Source organism: Cytobacillus firmus (assembly GCF_023715565.1).
GTDB lineage: Bacteria > Bacillota > Bacilli > Bacillales > Cytobacillaceae > Cytobacillus > Cytobacillus firmus_C.
This window is the reverse complement of sequence record NZ_JAMBOJ010000007.1, coordinates 58,989-73,153: the sequence shown is the minus strand read 5'-3', so window position 1 is coordinate 73,153 and position 14,165 is coordinate 58,989. Positions and strand designations below refer to the sequence as shown.

16 protein-coding genes are annotated in these 14,165 nt (G+C 39.8%); 2 read left to right on the top strand and 14 right to left on the bottom strand.

The window, feature by feature from the left end; all coding sequences use genetic code 11:
- Positions 1-78: 78 nt before the first annotated feature.
- The 6 genes from M3205_RS04265 to M3205_RS04240 all read right to left on the bottom strand — a co-directional run bounded on the left by M3205_RS04265 (position 79) and on the right by M3205_RS04240 (position 5,487).
- Positions 79-819 carry a CAP domain-containing protein gene (locus tag M3205_RS04265; protein WP_251168798.1) on the bottom strand — a complete coding sequence of 247 codons (741 nt, stop codon included), beginning with the start codon at positions 817-819 and terminating at the stop codon, positions 79-81.
- Between the two features lie 458 nt (positions 820-1,277).
- On the bottom strand, positions 1,278-1,736 hold the full coding sequence (locus M3205_RS04260) for a FixH family protein (RefSeq protein WP_251168797.1): 459 nt from the start codon (positions 1,734-1,736) through the stop codon (positions 1,278-1,280).
- 19 nt (positions 1,737-1,755) lie between these two features.
- Positions 1,756-3,159 carry a sensor histidine kinase gene (locus M3205_RS04255; RefSeq protein ID WP_251168796.1) on the bottom strand — a complete coding sequence of 468 codons (1,404 nt, stop codon included), beginning with the start codon at positions 3,157-3,159 and terminating at the stop codon, positions 1,756-1,758.
- Positions 3,159-3,830, bottom strand: a complete 672-nt coding sequence (locus M3205_RS04250; protein ID WP_251168795.1) for a response regulator transcription factor — start codon at positions 3,828-3,830, stop codon at positions 3,159-3,161. The genes M3205_RS04255 and M3205_RS04250 overlap by 1 nt, the downstream gene beginning before the upstream one ends.
- A gap of 1 nt (position 3,831) precedes the next feature.
- Complete coding sequence (locus M3205_RS04245) at positions 3,832-4,812, bottom strand: YncE family protein (protein ID WP_251168794.1); 981 nt, start codon at positions 4,810-4,812, stop codon at positions 3,832-3,834.
- Positions 4,813-5,220: 408 nt separating this feature from the next.
- The gene (locus M3205_RS04240; RefSeq protein WP_251168793.1) at positions 5,221-5,487 is read right to left on the bottom strand and encodes a hypothetical protein; all 267 of its coding nucleotides are present in this window, start codon (positions 5,485-5,487) and stop codon (positions 5,221-5,223) included.
- Positions 5,488-5,604: 117 nt separating this feature from the next.
- Between M3205_RS04240 and M3205_RS04235 the strand changes: the two genes are divergently transcribed.
- A complete protein-coding gene (locus tag M3205_RS04235) occupies positions 5,605-5,847 on the top strand; it encodes a hypothetical protein (RefSeq protein WP_009332565.1) in 243 nt (80 codons plus the stop codon).
- Positions 5,848-5,882: 35 nt separating this feature from the next.
- On the opposite strand, the gene M3205_RS04230 is transcribed toward M3205_RS04235, so the two are convergent.
- The 3 genes from M3205_RS04230 to M3205_RS04220 all read right to left on the bottom strand — a co-directional run bounded on the left by M3205_RS04230 (position 5,883) and on the right by M3205_RS04220 (position 8,162).
- Positions 5,883-6,716 carry a hypothetical protein gene (locus M3205_RS04230; RefSeq protein ID WP_251168792.1) on the bottom strand — a complete coding sequence of 278 codons (834 nt, stop codon included), beginning with the start codon at positions 6,714-6,716 and terminating at the stop codon, positions 5,883-5,885.
- A 131-nt stretch (positions 6,717-6,847) separates the two neighbouring features.
- Entirely contained in the window at positions 6,848-7,768 is a 921-nt protein-coding gene (locus tag M3205_RS04225) for a CobW family GTP-binding protein (protein WP_251168791.1), read from the bottom strand.
- Positions 7,761-8,162 (bottom strand): hypothetical protein, encoded by a 402-nt coding sequence (locus tag M3205_RS04220; RefSeq protein ID WP_251168790.1) that lies wholly within the window; start codon positions 8,160-8,162, stop codon positions 7,761-7,763. Before M3205_RS04220 ends, M3205_RS04225 begins: the two co-directional genes overlap by 8 nt.
- A 114-nt stretch (positions 8,163-8,276) precedes the next feature.
- On the opposite strand from M3205_RS04220, the gene M3205_RS04215 reads away from it, so the two are divergent.
- Complete coding sequence (locus tag M3205_RS04215) at positions 8,277-8,894, top strand: class I SAM-dependent methyltransferase (protein ID WP_251168789.1); 618 nt, start codon at positions 8,277-8,279, stop codon at positions 8,892-8,894.
- A gap of 49 nt (positions 8,895-8,943) precedes the next feature.
- On the opposite strand, the gene M3205_RS04210 is transcribed toward M3205_RS04215, so the two are convergent.
- From M3205_RS04210 to deoD, 5 genes are all read right to left on the bottom strand, one after another.
- Positions 8,944-9,861: an LCP family protein gene (locus M3205_RS04210; protein ID WP_251168788.1), complete on the bottom strand. Its 918-nt coding sequence runs from the start codon at positions 9,859-9,861 to the stop codon at positions 8,944-8,946.
- 186 nt (positions 9,862-10,047) lie between these two features.
- Positions 10,048-11,526, bottom strand: a complete 1,479-nt coding sequence (locus tag M3205_RS04205; RefSeq protein WP_285886083.1) for a lmo1851 family serine protease — start codon at positions 11,524-11,526, stop codon at positions 10,048-10,050.
- A 144-nt stretch (positions 11,527-11,670) separates the two neighbouring features.
- Positions 11,671-11,877, bottom strand: coding sequence for a heavy-metal-associated domain-containing protein (locus M3205_RS04200; RefSeq protein WP_251168787.1), 207 nt, complete (start codon positions 11,875-11,877; stop codon positions 11,671-11,673).
- A gap of 525 nt (positions 11,878-12,402) precedes the next feature.
- Complete coding sequence (locus M3205_RS04195; protein WP_251168786.1) at positions 12,403-13,275, bottom strand: M15 family metallopeptidase; 873 nt, start codon at positions 13,273-13,275, stop codon at positions 12,403-12,405.
- 176 nt (positions 13,276-13,451) lie between these two features.
- The gene (deoD, locus tag M3205_RS04190; protein WP_251168785.1) at positions 13,452-14,156 is read right to left on the bottom strand and encodes a purine-nucleoside phosphorylase; all 705 of its coding nucleotides are present in this window, start codon (positions 14,154-14,156) and stop codon (positions 13,452-13,454) included.
- Positions 14,157-14,165 lie beyond the last annotated feature (9 nt).

The following is a 14,165-nucleotide window of genomic DNA, read 5'->3' as shown; positions in this document are numbered from 1 at the left end:
TGGGAAAGCCCATACTATAAAGAATAATAGTACAAAAAAAAGACAGCCTGAAGAGGCTGCCTTTTATTCGTTCAAATATTATTTTCCGATGAACATCTGTGTCCAGTAGTTACCATCAGCAACATGGCCAACACCAAGGTGTGTAAAGTTGGCATTCATGATGTTTTTGCGGTGGCCTTCACTATTCATCCAAGCTTGTACAACTTCTTCAGGAGACTGTTGGCCCATAGCAATGTTTTCTCCTGCTGTAGTGTATGAGATGCCGAATTGCTTCATCATATCGAAAGGTGAACCGTAAGTTGGGCTGTTATGGTCAAAGTATCCTTTAGACTTCATATCACGTGATTTTTCACGAGCTACCTTGCTTAGTTCTTCGTCCAATTTAAGCGCAGGCACTCCAGCTTTTTCACGTTCCTGGTTCGTTAATTCAAGAACTTTTTTCTCGTAAGCACTTACTTCAGAAGATGCAGGTGCAGCTTCTTTTGTCTGTTCAGCAGGTGCTTTTGCTGTTTCTTGTGCTTTTACAGGCTGCTGTGCTGGAGCTTTTGCAGGCTGCTCTGCTTTTGCAGGTGCAGGTGCTGCCTGTTTTTGTGCTGCCGGTTTGTTTACTTGTACATTATCAATATTGTAGTTTTTAAGATATTTTTGAAGAATATTATTAATTTGTTCCTGGCTTAGGTTACCAGATTGAGAAACTACCATTTTCTTAGCTTGCTCAGGAGTAGGACAATTTGAAGCTGCGTCCGCCTGGTTAGCTCCCGGTGCTGATACTAGTAATGCCGCTGCCGCTGCTACTGAGTAAATAACTTTCTTATTCATGTATATAAATCCTCCCTGTGTTTGTTTTCTTTGTTGTGTGGTGCTGTGTGACTTGCACAATCATCATAACACAGGGTTTTTCGTAATATTTTTGGACAGATTTTACAAATTCTTGAATCCAGCTATTGAGATAGACTTAGGTACTGGTAGATATCAGCCTTCAAGTTTCATAAATACTTATTTTAATGGGTTTATAAACGTTTATAAACACTTAAATTGGGTAAATAGCTTTCTGTCTTTTATTGTCTTTAATGGAAGCTTCCTTATCCAGTACCATTTATATACTAAAAGATCAGTATTGACAGGTTTTTATCCTTATTCTTTTTTTTACTTTTATTACACCAATGTAACAAATGTGATGGGTATATGCACCCACAAATGGGTATATATACCCCTGAAAGAATAATTTCTGCAGAATTACTCGATTTCAAAATAAAAAATCAGCCTAATGCTGATTTTTAATGGCTGCCATGCTCATTGTCATCCATATTTTCTTCCTGGCTGCCTGAATCTATTTCAGGTGGACTGGGACTGCCGATAACAAATTCCTTTTTAGGCATATTGTGCATCCTGCGCGCCGTAACGTGTGAATATATATAATAGGTACCTTCTTCTTTAAAGCTTTTCTCCAACCGATAGATTCCGTATTCAGCATGTTCAACAAGTACTTTTTCATGTTCTTCGGCATTTGCTTTCCAGATCTCAAACTTCACTTCGTCTGCATCAGTAACCTCTTCATCCCCATAAGTAACCTTTGCTTCAAAAACAACCGGTTCATTCACTTTTGCTTTTTCAGGTTTTATAGATAACTTTACATCCAGGAATTGCGGCTCTTCTTCGGCTGCATTATTATTGCTGCAGGCAGCGAGGCTAAAAATTATCATTATCGCAAGCCAAATAAACATTAGTTTTTTCATCAGTAGATCTCCTCTATATTTACTTCAATTCAAGCAGTGGCAGCATGATTCTAACTGTAGTCCCCTTATTTAATTCACTGAACACAGTCAGCTCGCCTTGATGGAGCTTAACCAGCTTTTCTGCAATTGCCAGACCAAGACCTGTGCCTCCATCTGATCTTGTTCTGCCTTTATTCACTCTATAAAACCTTTGTTTAATTTTGCTTAAATGTTCTTCTGAAATCCCTATTCCTGTATCCTCTATTTCAATCAGGCATTGATCTCTCTCTTGAGATAAACGGATGCAGATTCTGCCATCTGCTGTATATCTGATGGAATTATCCATAATATTTTGGATAACCTGCTCAATCCTGCCTTCATCACCGTTAATGATTACTTCAGGATTCAGGCGATATTGCAGATCAACATTTTTTTCACGGAGGACCGGCTTATATTTCTCAATAGCGTCCTCTATTAACTGCGCCAATGGCAGCGGCATTTTTTCGAGTTTGTATTCGTCAGATTCAAGTTTGGATAAATCAAGTAAATCTCCAACGAGACGTTCCATCCTTCGAGATTCTCTAAGTATCAGCTGCAAGTATTTTTTTCTGTCCTCTTCGGATTTTTCCATTCCGGAAATGATCGCCTCACTGTAGCCTTTTACATAGCTGATAGGGGTTCTTAACTCATGAGATACATTCGCGAGAAATTCCCTTTTCTTTTCGTCTTCTTTTCGTATAGAGGAGGACATATAATTGAAGGCGTTGGCCAGCTGGCCAATTTCGTCCTTTGAATCAATCTTTAAATGAACATCATAGTTTCCCTGTGAGACATGTTCAGCTGCATCTTTCATATCCAGTAAAGGCCTTGTCAGTTTTTTAACAAGCATGGTACCTAAAGTGATGCTGATAACAGTAAATACCGCCGCAGCAGCGAGCCACAGATAGGCAAAATCCCGGGTAATCTCTGAAATCTTCGCGAGGGGAACATATAAATATATAATGCCTTGAAGCCGATTATCATCAAGCAGCGGAATAATGACACCCATAATATTTCGGTCAAACCTTTTTTCATAGCCCAGTTTTTCAACTGGAATGCCTTTGAGAAGCTCTTCACGCTCTGATTTACCAATTAGTGTCTGATAGTCAATTTCAAAAGGCAGACAGGCACTAAGCTCTCTGGGATTACTGACTATAAAAATCTCTGTTTCGGACTTTGAATTATACCATTCGATTTTTTTCCTGATATCCTCTGTTAAAGCACCTCCGTGGTACTCTGAAGCCAGGCTTCTCCCCTCAGTCAGCAGGGAATCCCTGACATTATCCACATAAATCTTTTCATAAAATAAGTAAGACAATAAATAGGAATATAGGATCGTAATAATAATTGCGGCTGTTACAGTCAGCCACATTTTTTTAGCCAGGCTATTGGTCAGGAATTTCATTAATCCGGCACCTCTAATTTATAGCCAACTCCCCAGACTGTTTGAATATAATCTCCAACCCCAAGCTTCATTCTAAGCGTTTTTATATGAGTATCCACTGTTCTCAAACTCCCTGTATAATCAATGCCCCATATATATTCAAGAAGCTGCTCCCTGCTTAATACCTGGCTTTTATGTTCGATTAAAAACAGAAGCAATTCATATTCTTTTAGAGTTAGCGTGACATGCTTTCCCGCAACTGAAACTTTTCTCGCCTTCATGTCAATTGCAATCTTTCCAATTTGAATAGAATCCATGTCACTTTTTAATCCGCCTGTTCTTCGAAGGACAGCATTGATTCTGGCGACAAGCTCTCCTGGACTGAAAGGTTTGACAATATAGTCATCCCCACCTAACTGCAGGGCTTTCACTTTATCCCACTCTTCCCCTTTAGCAGAGAGAAATATAATTGGCACATTTGATTTTTCCCTTATTCTGGAACAAACTTCAAATCCATCCTCCCCAGGCATCATGATATCCAAAATAATTAAGTCCATTACATTATTTTCAAGTATTCCATATGCTTCAAAGCCGCTTTCTGCTGAAAAGCATGCAAACCCTGAATTCCCAAGGTACATTTCAATTAAATGCCTCATATCTGCTTCATCATCTATAATCAGGATATTCAGCATGTTATTTCACACTCTCCCTAATGACTATTTTAAAAGGACCCTCTCCAACCTTGATACTTTTAAGCGTTTTTAAACTTTCCGGATCCAGTATATGTAAATCATTGCTGTCATAACCGGCCACTAATAGCTTATGTGCTGCAAAAGTCATTTCAAAAGGATTTGCTGCAATCGAAACAGAGGCTGTTTCTTCACCTGATTCATTAATTTTATATAACATATTTGAACCATGGCTTAGAACATATACTTGATTTTCTTGTCCCAGAAAATTTATCGGCATCGAAGCGGCTGGAATTTTCTTCTTTAACTTTCCCGTTTCTTCATCATATACGTGGATATTTTGTTCAATCTCTACACCTTCTCCATGTCCCCCGACCCAGATTTCACCGTTTTTCTCATTAAGCCACGCACCGGCTGCTGAAGGATGGATCGTAAACTCCCCGCTTTTCACTTTAGATTTAAGGTCGATAATTCCCATTTTTTTATGATTGAAGCTTAGAACAAATAACTTATTCTTTTCACGGGATTCCAGCAGGGTAAGCGGATCTATCTCAGATTCGACCTGTTTTTCTTCTTCTCCATTTAAATCAAAGAACCTGATTTTGTTTAAATGCTGATCTGCTAAAACGATTTCATTCGTATCAATTAGGATTCCATTTACGATTCCTTCTCCTGTTTCCCAGCTGTCAATCATTTTGCCTTCCTTTAAGGAATAAAGATCAGCTGTTTCAAGGTGTTTTCCATAAAGGAGAATGGAATCATTATCCGGGAGAATCAAAGCGCCAGTATACGGTTTTTCCATAGACCATTCTCCCACCAGCTCCTTTTTTTTCAGGTCGACAAAAGATATCGTCATATCCTTGATATTTACTGTGGCAGCAAAGCTTATATCCTCTGGTATTGCAGGCTGTTTCTTTTCTGAACAGGAAGTAAGGAAGGCCGCTATGATCCATAAAAAGAAAAGCCCATACATTTTTTTTGACATACGATTTCTCCTCATGTCTATCTTATCTTTATCTTACATTAATTTTGTGAGATAAATGTGAAAGGATCTTGAAATCTGCAGTAAGCCTAATAAAAAGGCTCTTCTCGCATTAAATGTTGCTTTGGCTAACAATTAACAATGTTGTCCGTTTGCAGCAATAGGATGCTCAGCGAACCGCGGAGCAGGCGGTGAGCTTCCTCAACGCTGCGCATCTGCGGGGTCTCTCACCTGTCCAGCTACTCCCGCAGGACGTTAGTTAAGCTTACCTGAGTAAACACCGTACGAAGAAAATGCGATAGCATTTTCGAGGATCTCGCACCCTCCGCTCCAATCAACTCAGCTAATAAGTAAAAAGTGACGACAAACGTTGAGAAAAAAGCGATTAATAAAAAGGAGGTTTGAACCTCCCTATTTCAAGCCTTCTGCTTCATGGATATGGATTTGGATAAGTGCTGCCTTGGATTTATCATCCAGGTCTGACTGTGCAATTCTCTTAATAGCAAGGTAAAATTTTTCATAGATAGTTTTACGGACTCTTGGATGGGAGTTTTCGTCCCTTAGTTCCCTGGAGATTGCTTCCTTCAAAATATTTTCTGCGTTAGTATCTTCTTCGAGTTTCCGGTTATTCCATAGCTTCCTGTATTCATTCAAAAGCTTTTCATAGTCTGGAACCATAGCTTGCCACATCCCTTCCAAAACAGGAAACAAATATATTTCCTTAGATGTATTTTTACATAAATAAATTTATAAATGCAAAAAATACAGCTAATATGCGAGAAAGGAGAATGAGGTATGAATTCACCTTACCGGTGCCCAAACTGTAAAACAAACAGAAGCCGATTCAATATTATTCAGCAGGTGCCTCAATCAATTAAGATGGATCCTCAGACAGGAAATGTTTTGGAAGAGTACAGCAGTGAACAGTTGTCCCCCTTCCATATGCCTTACAAAGGTCCTGATAAAAGGGTTCAATGTGCAGCTTGCGGCCTTGTTGAAGACGAGCGGACATTCATCAAATTTGGCGAAAAACAGTAAAACGAATAAAGGTCTGAGAGTCTATTCTCAGGCTTTTATTCGTTCACTAACTTATTTTCCTTTAAGAACCTTTTATTATCCACTTTCCATGGATCAGCCTGTGAAAAGCGCACAAGATATATGCTTCCTCGAAAATGCTGTCTGCCGAGGTTTTTTATAAGCCAATCTGCTTCCACCGGCACCTCCATGCTCAGCTCATCTGTCAAATCCTCAGCCGGAAGGACGGGCATCGCACTTAGCCTTACCTTCTCAATTCTGGGCAGGACTTTATTCCATGCTAAAGGCTGGAGGGAAATTGACTGGACAATCCTGGTATCCTGCTGTTTTAGTCCTGCCATGAATGCACTGATTACTTCATATGGATTGGCATTATTGAGATATCCATCAAGCTTTCCTGCCGCTTTCAAAATCATTAGCTTGTGTGATAAGTCCATAAAGTTTGTCCGATGTGTAGTACTCCCAAAGAAATGAATGCAAAAGTGCCCTGGAAAATTATTTTTCAGTGCACCTCCTCCGTGGGGCATACCATGCATGGAAGCCGCTATCCATTGATTTCCATTAATAACTATGATGGCGCGCCGTTTCCAGCTCCATTTTCCGCCGTAAATGCTTTTCATGATTTTTGTTTCTTCAGCATTTAATGGCTGAACATCTGCATGATGGCTTCCGGCACGCCGCTGAACCTTAAACTTCTTGCCTGTTTCAACATCCAGAACGGTAAATTTACTGTATTTCGGCAATATCCTATTCACTTTCTCCCATGGCAGCATCTCAATCCGCCAGCTAATCCCCTCTTCTTCTGCAGAAGTATGTGTGCCGCCTGCAAAAAGAAGAAAGATGAATACCATGATGATGTGTAAAGTTTTCATAAATTCCACTCATTTATAGGTTTTTTCGGTGAGGCATTATATAATGAGTTTCCCAAAAAAAGGTTTTCTTCATTCACTCAGACAATAAAAAAATCGCACCATATGAGTGCGATTTACTTTAACTATCCTGATTAATTAGTTGCTTCCAGAATTTTTAACCTTTGTTCGATTTCTGCCCAATCAAGATTCTCCCCAATAAACACCATATTCAGGGGCATATTAATGTTTTCCTGCATATAAAGCGGCATTCCATAAGAAAACTGAAAAAGATACGGATACTGTGAAGAGTTCAGCTTCATATACCCTTTTATTCTATACACAGTGTCTGGAAGTCCTCTAAGAAAATCCTCAAAATCAGTCTGATTGACAGCTTTTTGAAACCTATAAACGAACGTGCTAAGCTTTAAATCAGAATAAACATGTGTCCTGGATACCTTGGTCCTTTTCCCTGAGGACATACCTCTTACCTGCTTCACAGAAATCTTTGAGTATGAAGTTAAGATGGTGGACGCCTGGCTGTTTAGACCCTGAATCTCCATAGTAAGCCGCGCTTGTTCCGCATCAGAAAGTTCATCTGCTTTATTCAAAATTATTAAGTCTGCATGCCTTACCTGCTCAATTAAAAGCTGCTGCACCTGAGGGCTTAACATATTTCTATTAAGCCATCTTGGACTGTCAACAACAGAAATAATGCCTTTTACCTGCATCCTGTCTGCAAAGAGCGGGGAAAGAATGCTATCCAGAACTTCAATGGGATGAGCAGCACCTGTAGTTTCAATATAGATCGCTTCCGGCTTTTCAACCATCAGTAGTTCCTGAAGCTGGGCCTCAAGTTTATCTGAAATCGTACAGCATATACAGCCGTCAAGCAGCTCTTTTAAAGGCACTCCATCATCAACTGCGTCCGAATCAATTGAAACTTTCCCAAGCTCGTTCATCATGACTGCCACTTTTCTGCCTTGCTTTTTTTCATCCTGGAGCAGCTGCTTTAGCAGCGTCGTTTTCCCGCTCCCAAGAAAACCTGATAGTATATATATTTCTGTTTTATTCATAGTTTTCCCCTTCTATACGATCTGCCAGCATTTCTTCAATCATAAGCAGCAGTTTCTTCTCTATTGAATCAATATCCAGGTTGGTTAAATACCCAACTGAATGAAACATTTCCTGTTTGCATTTCCAGATGGGAATATAAGCATTCGGAAAAAATTCCTCCTCCGTCTCAATTCCCAGTTCCATAATGGATTCATAATCATTTTCAAACACATCGTTTTCTGAAGCATGCCTGCCTTTAATCGTTCTGACCAGGTCTACTACCAGATTTTCCTCTTCAGTTTGAAAGTCTGTTTTATACTTATTAAGAAGTTCTTCTGAAAGCTTTTCACATTTTTTTTCAATATCCGATATTTGCCTGCGGGTCTCTTCATTAAGGTTTACTACCTGCTTCAAAGGATCACCTCATTATAGCTATCCTGTCTAATGACCCATTTTATATGATTTTAGCAGTCCATACAAACCATAAGACATATTTGCTATAATTTCTATTAAGGATGGTGGACAAAAATGCTCGATAATACTGGAGAAAGAATCATACTGGAGGAAATGCCGGTTACTAATGGAATGCTTCTGGAACATTTGGCACGTTACTATTTTTCCCTTTATTACGCTAAAGGAAGAGTGCTTGATATTGCCTGCGGAACGGGGTACGGTTCAAAAATCATGGCTAAAGCCAAGAAAAACGAAATTAGTGAAATTGTAGCAGTGGACATTGATGACGATACACTGAAATATGCCAGACAGCATCATTATCACCCTCTCGTGCAATACATTAAAGGCAACGCGGAAGATGATTCCCTCCAAGAACAATTAGGATTCTTTGATGTGATAACGAGTTTTGAAACGCTTGAACACCTGCCATCAGAAGAAATATTCCTTAACAGTCTTTTTAAGATGCTAAAACCGGGCGGGACTCTCATTTTATCCACGCCCTTTGGTGCCGGGCGGGGGAAGCCAACTAATGAACCCTTCCATTTTCACCAGCTGACTGAAGATGAATTTATTGAACTGTTCAAGTCATACGGAGAGACGGAATTTTATTATCAGCGAAGTGTTCTCATTGAACCGAAAAGAGAAGGCAAACACTACCCTTTTGGGATTGCAGTCTGCAGAAAAAGTAAATGAGGAGCCCGCGGGCCCCTCATTTACTTTTAAAAACGCCTTTTTAATTCCGCTATTTCTTTTCATCATCCAAAAACTGCTTAAGCGCTTCTGAATTTTCTTCAAAATCAAGCTGGAGAACCGAACCCGCATGTTCATATGTTTTATTTTCATAACTATCTTCAACAGGTACCCTGAGTGTTTCAATATCAGTAACAGGGTTCATTAAAAACTTCACACCAAGTGATAAAGCTTCATTAAGTTTTAGGTCAGTCTCAACGTACTTCATTGCCTGGCTGATAACTTCCGGAAACCTAGCTAAACCGGCAGGTGATGAGAATTGGTTCATCACTTCATCTTTAAGAGCAATCAAAATTTCCTGCTGTCGGCCTACTCTGCCAAAATCATTTTGTCCATCATGGCGAAATCTTACATATGATAATAAGTCGCTTCCTTTAAGCTTTTGTTTTCCCGGCTCCAGATTAAGTCCCATATCTTCAATCATGGCGGAACTGACTTCAGCTTCGATTCCGTCCGGTGCTATAGCATCAAGCATTGCAGTAAATCCCTTAAAATCAATTATAGCAGTATGATCGATATGAACTCCGAAGTTTTGTTCTATTGTATTCTTTAACAAATCCTTTCCGCCTATATAATAAGCATGATTCAATTTGCTGTACATATATTGATAATCCGGTATTTTTACATAGCTGTCCCTCATTAGAGAAACCAATTTAATGGATTCTCCTAAAGGGTCATAGCTGGCCAGCAGAATGGCATCCGATCGTGATTCCTTTTCACCTCTGCTGTCAACACCAATCAGCAAAAAGTTTTTCGTTGCATTTTCACTCGCCGATGGCTCTTTATTCTCCTTGTCGGACTGACCGATTTCTGTCTCCTGCCCTGCATTCCTGTTATCTTTTTGCTGAAAAGACGTGCAGCTGGAAAGTATAGCTGCAGCAAGTAAAAATAATATGATTATTTTTTTCAAGAAAAATCACCCCTGCGCTGCTTTATAGAAAAGTTTACTACCATTGTGGGAAAGAGGAACGCTTTATATACCCTTTCTGTAACAGTGTCACTTAAACTATCCCCCACCTGCTATGCGCACCTGAAGAAGGGGTTTCCCCGATTGACAAAGACTAAAAAAGCTCTCCGAATCGGAGAGCTTTTGAAATTAAGACCCTATTTCTTTCTTCAGCACTTCAGCTGCTTTTTGAATTTGCGTGTCATTTTGATCAATTTTTTCACGAAGTTTCTCCATCAGCCTAAGAGTAGACTGCCCTGATAATACTCCATTTTGATCAAGCTTTTCAGCAGCCTGGAATTCCTTGACAGCTGCTTCCGTTTTTTCATCAAAGAAACCGTCTTCTCTTCCAGGATTATATCCCAAAGCTTTCAGCATAGCTTGAGCTGCTTTAACCTGAGCTGAAGAAGCAGAAAGCTTTAATTCAGTGTCTGGATTAATAAATGGCAGCGAAGCGTATTCCGGTAAGGCCACTTTGTGGTCAGGTGTTATCCCCTTTTTATGAATCCAATTTCCCTCCGGTGTCAGCCATTTTTCAGTCGTGAATTTCATGTTTGACCCATCGGAGAAGTCCTGTGCACGCTGGACGGTGCCTTTCCCAAATGATTTTTCACCAACAAGCGGCACATCTGCGGATTCGTGTACTGCCGCGGCAAGAATTTCTGAAGCACTGGCGCTTCCTTTATCAATCACAACGACTAATGGAATATTCGGATTTTCTGCTTTCTTTGCTTTAATTTCTTCTCTGTTTCCATTGCGGTCTTCAATTTGGAATAATATCTCGCCATCCGGGACAAACAGGCTGGAGATTTCCACTGCCTGATCGAGAAGGCCGCCTGGATTCTGGCGAAGATCCAGAACTAAACCTTTCATGCCCTGTTTTTGCAGTTCATTTAAAGTTTCCACCAGTTCTTTAGAAGTATTTTCAGAGAAAGTAGTAATCTGTACTTTAGCAATACCGTCTTCAAGCATTTCCCCATAAACGGTTTCAAGCGGGATAGTATCACGTGTAATGGAAATATTCATAGGCTCATCTGTGCCGGGACGCTGAATTGCAAGTTTTACTTTAGTCCCTTTTTCGCCTCTGATCAGCATAACGGCCTCTGTAGAGCTCATCCCCTGAAGGCTTTTCCCATCAACAGAGAGCACCTTGTCATTTGGCTTAAGCCCAGCCTTTTCAGCAGGTGAGCCTTTCAATGGGGACACAATGACTATGTTGCCTTCCTGTTCCTGAATTTCAGCTCCGATTCCTTCAAAAGAAGAAGAAATACTCTGGTGGAAGCTTTTGGCTTCTTCTTCATTCATATAGTCCGAATATGGATCATCCAGCGCCTCAAGCATACCATTAATAGCGCCATTAATAAGATTATTCTCATCCACTTCCTGGAAATAGTTTGCTTTAAGGGTATCATAAGCTGTATATAGCTTATCAAATTCCCTTCTTTCGCTTGTTCCCACATCTACCGCCTTTTCATCTCCAAAAGCAAGTGCAAAGGTAGTAATTCCAGCTGACAGGAACACAATAAAAAACAGCAGCATAACAAAATGAAACTTTTTCATGCGGATAAAACCTGGATGGTTATTATCTGGTGCTTCAGAAGTTTCCTTGTTTAAATCTTCATTTTGCAAACTCTTCACCACTTTCGTCACCGTAAAATAACTATGTACAATCCTTAATGATTAGAATAACATTTATCGAAAAAATAACAAAGAAAAATGTGTGTAAAGCTTTGAAAGAGCGCCAGCAGAATATGCTTGGCGCTCTTTCTTTTATCAGGCAACTCCATAGCCCTGGTCTTCTATCACTTTTATCAAATGTTCCTTATCAGTTTTTTCAGGTTCGTAGACGATTTCTGCATGTTCATCATGAAAGGCAATCGCGATGCTTGCCACACCATCGATGGAGAGAATGGCATTTTTGACTGCCTCTTCACAATGTCCGCAGGTCATGCCTGCAACTTTAAACGAAACTTTTTCCAAAGCATGTGCCTCCTTTTTACAAGTAACCTTACTTTTATAATTACCTCATTATGGGAGGTTTATAAACATCAGGAGAACAGACAGCCGGCCAGGCCATATTACACTTGAATTAAAACGGCTATTACATCAGAAAAATAAAACATTAATGTTTTACCGATTTAAACATATTTTATTATAAAGCCATTCTTAAACCCTCTATCAAGCCTTTTCATCTTCCCGCCAGCAGCTCTCCCAGCACTTTCTTAAGGGGTGAATTTATGTTGTTAACCGTAATATTATGGATAAGCTTTGCACTTTCCCTAATCAGCCTAATTGCCGGAATCATGAATCAGTCATGGAAATTTGCACTAATAAGCTTCTTTCTTCTGCTGCCATTAGGTTATTCCCTAACAGGGACAGAAAATGTGCTCCGCTTTCTATCAGGCCTCCCCGCTGTTCCCTTCATTTTAGCGGTGATATTCTATTTCCAACCAGGAAAAAGCAGTCTGAAGCAGAAAAACAAATAAAAGAGGCCTTTTGGGCCTCTTAGATTTTTTTAACCATATCAAAGTACTCTTCCAAAGTACATTTCTTTTCATAAATGACTTTCGCAGCTTCAACGCCTACATAACGGAAGTGCCAAGGTTCATATTTATAACCCGTTATGGTTTCTTTTCCTTTTGGATAGCGTAGAATAAAACCATAGCGATGCGCATTTTCAGCAAGCCACTTTCCTTCCTTTGTTTCCCCAAATTTTTCAGAAAGCTCAAGGCCTGCACTTCTGCTCGAAATATCCATGGTAAGCCCTGTCTGATGTTCACTGCTTCCGGGAATTGCAACAGCCTGTACCGCTTTTTCTTTACCAACTCTATTTACTTCTGCATCAAAAACTTCCGATTGCCGTGTAAATGAGCGATAACCGGATACAGCAAATAATTCCACACCTTCATTCATTGCACCTGCAAACAGCTTCTCCAGCCCTTCAGCAGCATCCTTTCGCATATAGCTTTTTTCCAAATCTAATTTCCCGTAAGAAAATGCTACATCCGGAATCACTAGCTTGGGGGGCTCATAACCATCCGGAAGGCTGAATTGTTTATTCACCAGGACCATCACATTATCAGGGTTTTGGATAATATTTCTTCCATCCACAGCTTTTATATCATTAAAATATGCAGCTTCTAATGAAAGGGGATCCTTTTGAATGTCTTCTTTGACTTCATTGCCTGCTTCTCCAGCACTGTCTTCTTCTTTTTTTAGTGATTCTTCTTCCTTAGGGGGTTCATCAACGCTTTGCTCTTCCCCAAGGAACGGAATCTTTTCAATAAAAGGCTTTGCTTTATCCAAATACGGATCTAGCTGGCTGCAGCCGGAAAGCAGGAGGCTCAGGGTCCCTGCCATAATTAAGATCTTCTTCATTCAAACTCACCTGTCTTTTTATTTCTTTGCAACATTACTATTTTAACACTACACGTCAACTAGTCCATAATCGTATTAAAAACAGGACAAACGCCACAAATATCCTTTTTAATGATTTCAACACACACTCCTCAAAAAAAATAAAACTGGCTCATGTAAACCAGTTTCATTCTATATTATTCCTTAGTAGCAGCCTCAAGTGCAACTTCGATCATTTCATTAAAGGTGGTTTGTCTTTCTTCAGCAGTCGTTTCTTCACCTGTCAGGATGTGATCACTGACTGTTAAAACAGATAATGCTTTGCGGTCAAACTTCGCAGCAAGCGTATATAAAGCAGCGGTTTCCATCTCAATTGCCAGGATCTGATATTTTGCCCATTTTTCAAGTTCAGAATTGTCATTATAGAACATGTCTGCTGTAAAGACATTTCCGACTTTAAGGTTTAATCCTTTTTCAACACCTGCATCATAAGCTTTTTTCAATAGATCAAAATTAGCTGTCGGAGCAAAGTCAACTCCTCCGAAAGTGAGCCTGTTCATTTGGGAATCTGTAGAAGAGCTCATCGCAAGGATTACATCGCGAACCTTTACATCTTTTTGAATCGCACCACACGTTCCGACTCTAATCAGGTTTTGAACATTATAGCTTTGCATCAGTTCATTGATATAGATGGAAATGGATGGAACACCCATACCTGTACCCTGAACTGATATGCGCTTCCCTTTATACGTTCCTGTGTAGCCAAACATGTTGCGGACTTCATTATAGCACTCCGCATTTTCTAAAAATGTTTCTGCAATATATTTTGCACGCAAAGGATCTCCAGGAAGCAGAACCGTTTCCGCAATTTCATTTTCTTTAGCAGCAATATGTACGCTCATTAATCTAAC